The sequence below is a fragment of the Streptomyces malaysiense genome, assembly GCF_000980885.2.
Classification (GTDB): Bacteria; Actinomycetota; Actinomycetes; order Streptomycetales; family Streptomycetaceae; genus Streptomyces; species Streptomyces malaysiense.
The window spans coordinates 1-6,433 of record NZ_LBDA02000107.1 but is presented as its reverse complement, the minus strand read 5'-3'; the positions used below and the strand labels follow the sequence as shown (position 1 = coordinate 6,433).

Genomic DNA, 6,433 nt, shown 5'->3' with positions numbered 1-6,433 from the left:
CGGCGGGCGGCGGGCGGCGGGCGGCGACTACATCGCGGCGGGCCGGCTCGGCGGCGCCGTCGTCGCCACGGCCGAAGCCGTCCATGACGCCTTGGACGAGCCGAACGCGCCGAACTCCGGCGCCTGCTGCCCCAGTTGGTGGCCCTCGGCCAGGGCCGGATCTATTTGCGGCGCCGCACGGACCGCCGCCTCCTCACCCCGGACGCGGGCGCCGGCGAAGGCGTCGTGCGGCTCACGGCGGCCGTCCTGAACAAGCTGATCGACGCCCGGCTGCTCACCGCGGACCAGGACACCGTGGAGATCACCCACGATGTCCTGTTCCATGCCTGGCCGCTGCTGCGCGAGTGCATGGAATCGTCCCGCGAGGACATCCTGACCCGCCAGCGGCTGGTCGAGGCCGCCCAGTGCGGGCAGCGCGCGGATCATGCGGTTGCGCGCGACTGCCCGCAAGCACCGCCGGGCCGACCACAGGTCCGTGAAGGCCGGGGCCAAGGACTCGTCGAAGGCCCGGCGGCAGCCCGGACTACCGGGAGCCCGCCACCGGCTGCCGCTTGTAGAAGGACTCCTCCAGGTAGGCGGCCTCGTGCGGCTGGTAGGGCTCCTCCAAGTAGGCGGCCTCGTCTTCGTCGAGTCCGACGTCCACCGCGGCGACCGCGTCGGCCAGCTGGGCCGGCTTGGTGACCCCGACGACGGGCGAGGTCACCGCCGGGTTGCGCATGACCCAGGCCAGGGCGACCTGGGCCGGGGACAGGCCCCGCTCGCCCGCGATCTCGTGGACGCGCTCGACCACCGACTGGTCCTCGTCGCGGTAGAGGATCTTGCCGCCCGCGTCGGTCGCGGCACGCGCCGTGGCGGTGTCCCGGGCCCGCGTCAGCCTGCCCCGCGCCAGCGGGCTCCATGGGATCACGCCGATGCCCTGGTCGGCGCAGAGCGGGATCATCTCCCGCTCTGCTTCCCGGTGGATGAGGTTGTAGTGGTCCTGCATCGACACGAACCGGGTCCAGCCGTTCAGGTCAGCCAGGTACAGGGCCTTGGCGAACTGCCAGGCGTACATGGAAGAGGCTCCGATGTAGCGGACCTTCCCGGACTTGACCGCGTCGTGCAGCGCCTCGAGGGTTTCCTCGATCGGGGTGTCGTAGTCCCAGCGGTGGATCTGGTACAGGTCGATGTAGTCGGTCCCCAGTCGCTTCAGGGAGGCATCGAGCTCGGCGAAGATCGCCTTGCGGGACAGCCCGGCGCCGTTCGGACCGGGGCGCATCCGCATCCAGACCTTGGTGGAGAGAACGACCTCCTCCCGCCGGGTGAAGTCCTTGACCGCCTGGCCGACGATCTCCTCGCTGCTTCCGGCGCTGTACCCATTGGCCGTGTCGAGGAAGTTGACGCCGGCCTCGAGGGCCTGCTTGATGATGTCCCGGCCGGCGTCCGCGCCCAGCGACCAGGGCTCGCCGCCCCGGTCCAGCTCGCCGAAGCTCATACAGCCGAGGGTGATGGCGGAGACTTCCAGTCCAGTCGTTCCGAGTCTGACGTATCGCATGCTTCCGAACCTAGGAGCTGGAGTGCGTTCTAACGCAACCTGTCTCGGTCCGGAATTCGGAGGCGTGCGGCATGGGCGCCCTGTCAGGTTTCGACCGTTTCGGCCAGACGTACCAGAGAACCCAGGGGTAGCGAGTAACAAACTGTCAATTCTCAGCCGAGCGCGTGGGGACTACTCAGCTCCCCGACGGCAAACCGCCGCGGGGAATGACGGGAAGAACCGGCGGCGGTAGACCTGCCTCAACCCTCGGCCAACATGTGACCGGCTGGTGCCGGATGAGCTGGGAGTTGTCCCAGCGGGTGGTGCCAGAGGCGCCAACGCGTCCGCGGGGCGGAGGTCGGCGCCGACACGGTGACCGCGATGTGCTGGCGGCGATCGTGTTCGCGCGGGGATGCGGGCGAGCCAGCCACGCTCGGCCGGCTTGCACAGCTTCCCGCGCACCGGCTCCAGCTTCCCCGGCGCCACCTCCAGCCCGAGCTCGTGAGCCATGTTCTTGGCCTGCAACGGGCCCTCGCCGCCCGCGACGATCCCCATGAACGACCGGTAGTCGGCGGGCCGGTCCTCCAAGCCGCTGTCCCCGGCGCGGTGCGGGATCAGCGGCTGGCCCGCGGCCCCCGGCGTCGCTCCGGCGCCCGGCGCGGGCACGACGGGATTGCCGCCGGTGGTTGCCTCCAGGGCCTGCTGCCAGACCGCAGCCTCGGAGTGCCCGGCCTCGGCGTCGCATGCCGCCCGCCCGCAGGAGGCGCTCGCCGTGAGCCAGGAGGCCGTGGTGCTCGCCCGGGTGGCGGTTGAGCGCCGCGGGCGTGTGCACGAGCAGGTCCTCGCCACGGCGCTGGGCAACCTCGGCTGTGAGCTGTTCGAGGCCGGACGTGGTGAGGAGGCGCGGGCGGCCCTGGAGGAGGCCGTACTCGTCCACCGGTCGGTGCTCTCCCGCCAGCCGGGATGCGAGCCCCAGGTCATCACCGCCCTCTCCAGCGTCGGCTTCCTGTACCCTCCCCCGCGACCTATGAGCCCGCTCTCTCGGGTTGTCTGGGCGACCTCGCCGTCGGCCCGTGGCAAGCCGGACGACTGGACGAAGCACTGGAGACCGGGGCGCAGTCGGCCGGCCTCTGTCGCCGCCTGGCAGCCGGCGCCCCCGCTACCTACCTGGAGAAGCTGCAGGCGGTCGACGAGAAAGTGGCCAGGGGGCTGGAGAGTGTCGGGCGGGTGACGCAAGCGGCCCAGTACAGGAGGCTCAGCGGGCCAGCAGGTCCTGGATCGCCGCCGCGATCTCGTCGGGTGCCTCCTCGGCCATGAAGTGCCCCGCTCGGGTCAGCCGGTGGTCCAGGTCCGGCGCCCACTCCTTCCACACCGCGGCAGCGTCGTAGCCCAGCTGCGCGCCCCAGTCCTGCTGGACGACCGTCACGGGCATCGCCAGCTGCGATCCTGCGTCCAGGTCCGCTTGGTCGTGCATGACGTCGATCCCCGCCGAGGCCCGGTAGTCCGCGACGATCGACGTCACCGCCGCGGCGCTCGCCCGCAGGTATTCGGCACGCACATCCTCCGGCATGGCGGTCGCGTCGTTGGCCCAGGCGTCGAGGAACGAGCCGAAGAACGCGTCCGCACTGTTGGCGATCAACGCCTCCGGCAGGCCCGGCGGCTGCGCCATCAGGAAGAGGTGGTAGCCGACCGCCGCCGAGACGCCGTGCAGGACGTTCCACATGTCGAGCGTCGGCACGACGTCGAGGATGCCCAGGTGCGTGATGGTCTCAGGGTGGTCCAGCCCCGCCCGGAAGGCGACCAGCGCGCCCCGGTCGTGGCCGACGAGGGCAAAACGCCCGTGGCCGAGCGCCGCCGCCAGGGTCACGACGTCGGCGGCCATGGTGCGCTTGGCGTACACATCGGGGCCGGTGGCAGCCGGCTTGTCGCTGGCGCCGTAGCCCCGCAGGTCAGGACAGATCACCGTGTGCTCGCCGGTGAGCCGTTCGGCAACGTGTCGCCACATCAGGTGGGTTTGGGGGAAACCGTGCAGCAGCACGACCGGGCTGCCACTGCCGCCGACAGCGGCAGCCACCTCCACACCGTCCGCGCCGGGCAGGCGGATGTGATCGAAGCCGGGAATGGTAAGCGCCATGAAGAGCCGTCCTTTCGGGTCGGGGACTGACCGGATCAGCCTGGGTGACGGCGATCAGCAGCCGATCAGTACGGTCGGGCGCAGCCGACCCCTGACACGGAGGATGGGGGCATGCGAATCGACGTGCTCGGTGCCGTACGGGCCCTCCGCGGCCTCGAAACGCACCGCCTCACGCTTCGCCCGCCCCGCGGCGGTCAGACCGCCGCCATCCGCATACCTCATGACGAGGATGTAGCAGGGACAACGCCCCCTGTCACCCCACCCTTTCAATCTCAGCGTCGCACTGGAACACCAGGTGGACCGTGTTCGATGTCAACGTCTTGCCGCAGGTCCAGTCGGGAGTCGCGGCGACCAAGTTCACGGACTGGTCCTGGGCCGAGGCGGAGGCCCCGTTGGCCAGGACCATACCCATGGCCGCGACAGCCGAGCCGGCAAGCACACCGATGCGCCGCGCAGAAATTCGCACAGAATTCTCCTTACACAGAAGGGCAGTGACTGCGGTGGCAGCCATTCCGGCAATCTGGCACCGAATTCGGCGGCCACTTGGTACCGCCGACAGGCCGCCCCAGCCCGACCCTGGTGGGCCGTGCCGGGTCAAGCCCTGGCTCCCGCGTTACAGACTCCCGCCGATGCGGTCCAACTGCTATCCGCTTCGGGACACCGACGCTGCGCGTTTCCGGATAGCCAAGACGCGGGTGTCTGCGGCACCGAGACGCACTCCTTCACAGATGGTGACGCAATGTCTGTGACGGTGACTGTCCGTAGGCTCGCCGGTAGTCGGCGCTGAAGCGGCCCAGGTGAGTGAAGCCCCAACGGCAAGCGATGTCGGTCACCGTGCCGGCCGCTTGGCCGCGAGCGACGGCAACCAGGTCCCGGTGGGCATGGTCGAGCCGTACGCTCCGCAGGTACGCCAGGGGGCTGGTGCCCAGGTGGGCACGGAACCCTTCTCTCAGGGTGCGCACGCTCACCCGGGCGGCCTGCGCGATATCAGATACAGAAATCGGCTCATTGGCATGCTCGGCGCAAAAATTAGTTGCCCTGCGCAGGGAGTTCGGCAGTATGGCAGGACCACGGTCCGCTATCGCACTGCTCCACGAGTGGGGCTGTACGTCGAGGATGCTGTCGACCAAAGCGTTTTCAAAATGCCGCATCCCCAGGTGTGAGCTGTGACTGAGCGGCGACCGGGAAAAAAGGGAGAATGACCGTGCAAGTTTGATCCAGGACCGCATAACCGGGTTTCGCTCGTCGAGCACGTTATTGAAGCGCAGACCCCCCGACGGGAGATCACCCAGCCGCCTGACGACAGCTTTCTCCATCTCCTGAAATGGAAAGATCAATATATTATTCACGGCCTCGCTGTTCCAGTTCATCGACAGGCGGTCCCCGGGCCCAGCGATACAGAGCGTGGATTTCAGCGGCGCATCGTTCACCATGACCGTCCCGTCACCAGCTACGGGGAGTTGGATATTGTAGAAGGTGGGCAACTCTCCTGTGTGAACGCGTACGTCAGCTCCGTAACCAAGCTCATACAGTGCTATCCGACCATCGTGGAAGCATCGAAACCTCCCCTGGATCTGATGCGCGCCCGTAACTGCCAAACGGTGCGAAGAGAAACGGTCGGTAACGACCTGGTGAAGCTGCTCAATGTTCGCTCCCTGATACAGGAGAGCCGGATCACTGTCTCCGCTGCCTGAAGGCAGGTCATCAAAATTCGGCACATCAACCCCCGTGTGGTGTCTCGTCGCGGGCCGGGCGGTGGTCGGCCCGGAGGCCGTCAGAACCGAGCCCCCTTTTCCGCGGGCACGCCTTCAACGCCACCGGCGGTTCCTCGCTCCCCCCGGGTCAAGCAAGATCAGTATGAGCACGCGTTCCGACGAGGGTGTGCCCACTACCGACGCCGGCCGGCTTCTCCGCCGGCCATGGCAACTGACGGAGTTCGGCTCTCCCGCACGCAGGAATACCGGCCCCGGCATCGCTCCCCAACCACAACCTGCCTGTCGCCGCCGCACTGAAACGTCACCCACGCGAGACACGGACCGGCCACCGCAGCCCCGCTCGACTGGGGCCTGCTCCGACACGCCTGGATGTCTCCGCCCGTTCGGACGACGTCACGGAGCCTGCGCCCGCACAACAGCGCCCTGGCGGCCATCGCCGCCCCGAACTGGCTGCCCCACGGCGCCCGCCACCATTACGCACGCTCCGACGGCTGAGCGGGCTCGGATCGTCCTGGCATGCGCTGACGGGACGCCGAATGCTGGTGCCGCGCAGGCTGTCGGGGCCGGCGTGAAGACGGTCCCCGAGTGGCGGAGAAAGTTCGCCGCTGAACGGCTGGCGGGTCTTGTCTACGGTTGGAGGCCGCGCTGGTACCAGGTGCCTGACTTGCCGCCGAGATCGGCCGGCGTCGCAGGGCCGACAGGGAGGAACCCGGCCTTGGTCAAGACTTTCCGGGACGCGGCGTTGTCATGGGAGGTGGCCGCCCGCAGTGTGCGCAGGCCGTGCCGTGCGGTCGCGGTCCGGCACAACTCCCGGACGGTCGCGGTCGCCACGCCGCGGCCGGCGACCTGCTCCGCGACCCGGTAGCCGAGTCTGGCAGTGCCGTCCTGCACGTCGTACAGGTTGAACCTGCCGAGGACCGAGCCGGCCTCGGCGACGAGCACGTAGAAGGCGCAGATGCCGGTCTCCTGCTCGGCAAGCGAGGCGTTGTACCGGTCGGTGAACTGGTCGAAGAAGTCGTCGCCTCGGTCGGTGACCGAGGCGGCGAAGTAAGAAGCTGTTGTCTTTCCGAT

At 68.8% G+C, this 6,433-nt stretch carries 6 protein-coding genes and 3 pseudogenes; 3 read left to right on the top strand and 6 right to left on the bottom strand.

The window, feature by feature from the left end:
- Positions 1 to 138 precede the first annotated feature (138 nt).
- Positions 139 to 345: pseudogene (locus VT52_RS39820) on the top strand (nSTAND1 domain-containing NTPase); the annotation flags it as partial.
- Between the two features lie 178 nt (positions 346 to 523).
- On the opposite strand, the gene VT52_RS32745 reads toward VT52_RS39820, so the two are convergent.
- Positions 524 to 1,534 carry an aldo/keto reductase gene (locus VT52_RS32745; protein WP_046426739.1) on the bottom strand — a complete coding sequence of 337 codons (1,011 nt, stop codon included), beginning with the start codon at positions 1,532 to 1,534 and terminating at the stop codon, positions 524 to 526.
- Between the two features lie 661 nt (positions 1,535 to 2,195).
- On the opposite strand from VT52_RS32745, the gene VT52_RS39815 reads away from it, so the two are divergent.
- Complete coding sequence (locus VT52_RS39815) at positions 2,196 to 2,744, top strand: tetratricopeptide repeat protein (protein ID WP_046426738.1); 549 nt, start codon at positions 2,196 to 2,198, stop codon at positions 2,742 to 2,744.
- A 24-nt stretch (positions 2,745 to 2,768) separates the two neighbouring features.
- Here VT52_RS39815 and VT52_RS32735 read toward each other — a convergent pair whose 3' ends face one another.
- From VT52_RS32735 to VT52_RS36410, 4 genes and pseudogenes are all read right to left on the bottom strand, one after another.
- Positions 2,769 to 3,647 (bottom strand): alpha/beta fold hydrolase, encoded by an 879-nt coding sequence (locus tag VT52_RS32735; protein WP_046426736.1) that lies wholly within the window; start codon positions 3,645 to 3,647, stop codon positions 2,769 to 2,771.
- A gap of 144 nt (positions 3,648 to 3,791) precedes the next feature.
- Positions 3,792 to 3,869 (bottom strand): annotated as a pseudogene (locus VT52_RS39810) (helix-turn-helix domain-containing protein); the annotation flags it as partial.
- Between the two features lie 31 nt (positions 3,870 to 3,900).
- Positions 3,901 to 4,158, bottom strand: coding sequence for a hypothetical protein (locus tag VT52_RS32730; protein ID WP_143070955.1), 258 nt, complete (start codon positions 4,156 to 4,158; stop codon positions 3,901 to 3,903).
- A gap of 211 nt (positions 4,159 to 4,369) precedes the next feature.
- Entirely contained in the window at positions 4,370 to 5,365 is a 996-nt protein-coding gene (locus tag VT52_RS36410; protein ID WP_079175433.1) for an AraC family transcriptional regulator, read from the bottom strand.
- Between the two features lie 139 nt (positions 5,366 to 5,504).
- Between VT52_RS36410 and VT52_RS39805 the strand changes: the two are divergent.
- Positions 5,505 to 5,975 (top strand): annotated as a pseudogene (locus tag VT52_RS39805) (hypothetical protein); the annotation flags it as partial.
- Positions 5,976 to 5,989: 14 nt separating this feature from the next.
- Here VT52_RS39805 and VT52_RS32725 read toward each other — a convergent pair.
- A complete protein-coding gene (locus VT52_RS32725; protein WP_046426741.1) occupies positions 5,990 to 6,433 on the bottom strand; it encodes a GNAT family N-acetyltransferase in 444 nt (147 codons plus the stop codon).

What these genes read in the sequence shown, in the direction of transcription:
- VT52_RS32730 (WP_143070955.1), bottom strand. Translation starts at nt 4,158, where the DNA reads ATGGCTGCCACCGCAGTCACTGCCCTTCTGTGTAAGGAGAATTCTGTG.
- VT52_RS32745 (WP_046426739.1), bottom strand. Translation starts at nt 1,534, where the DNA reads ATGCGATACGTCAGACTCGGAACGACTGGACTGGAAGTCTCCGCCATC.
- VT52_RS32735 (WP_046426736.1), bottom strand. Translation starts at nt 3,647, where the DNA reads ATGGCGCTTACCATTCCCGGCTTCGATCACATCCGCCTGCCCGGCGCG.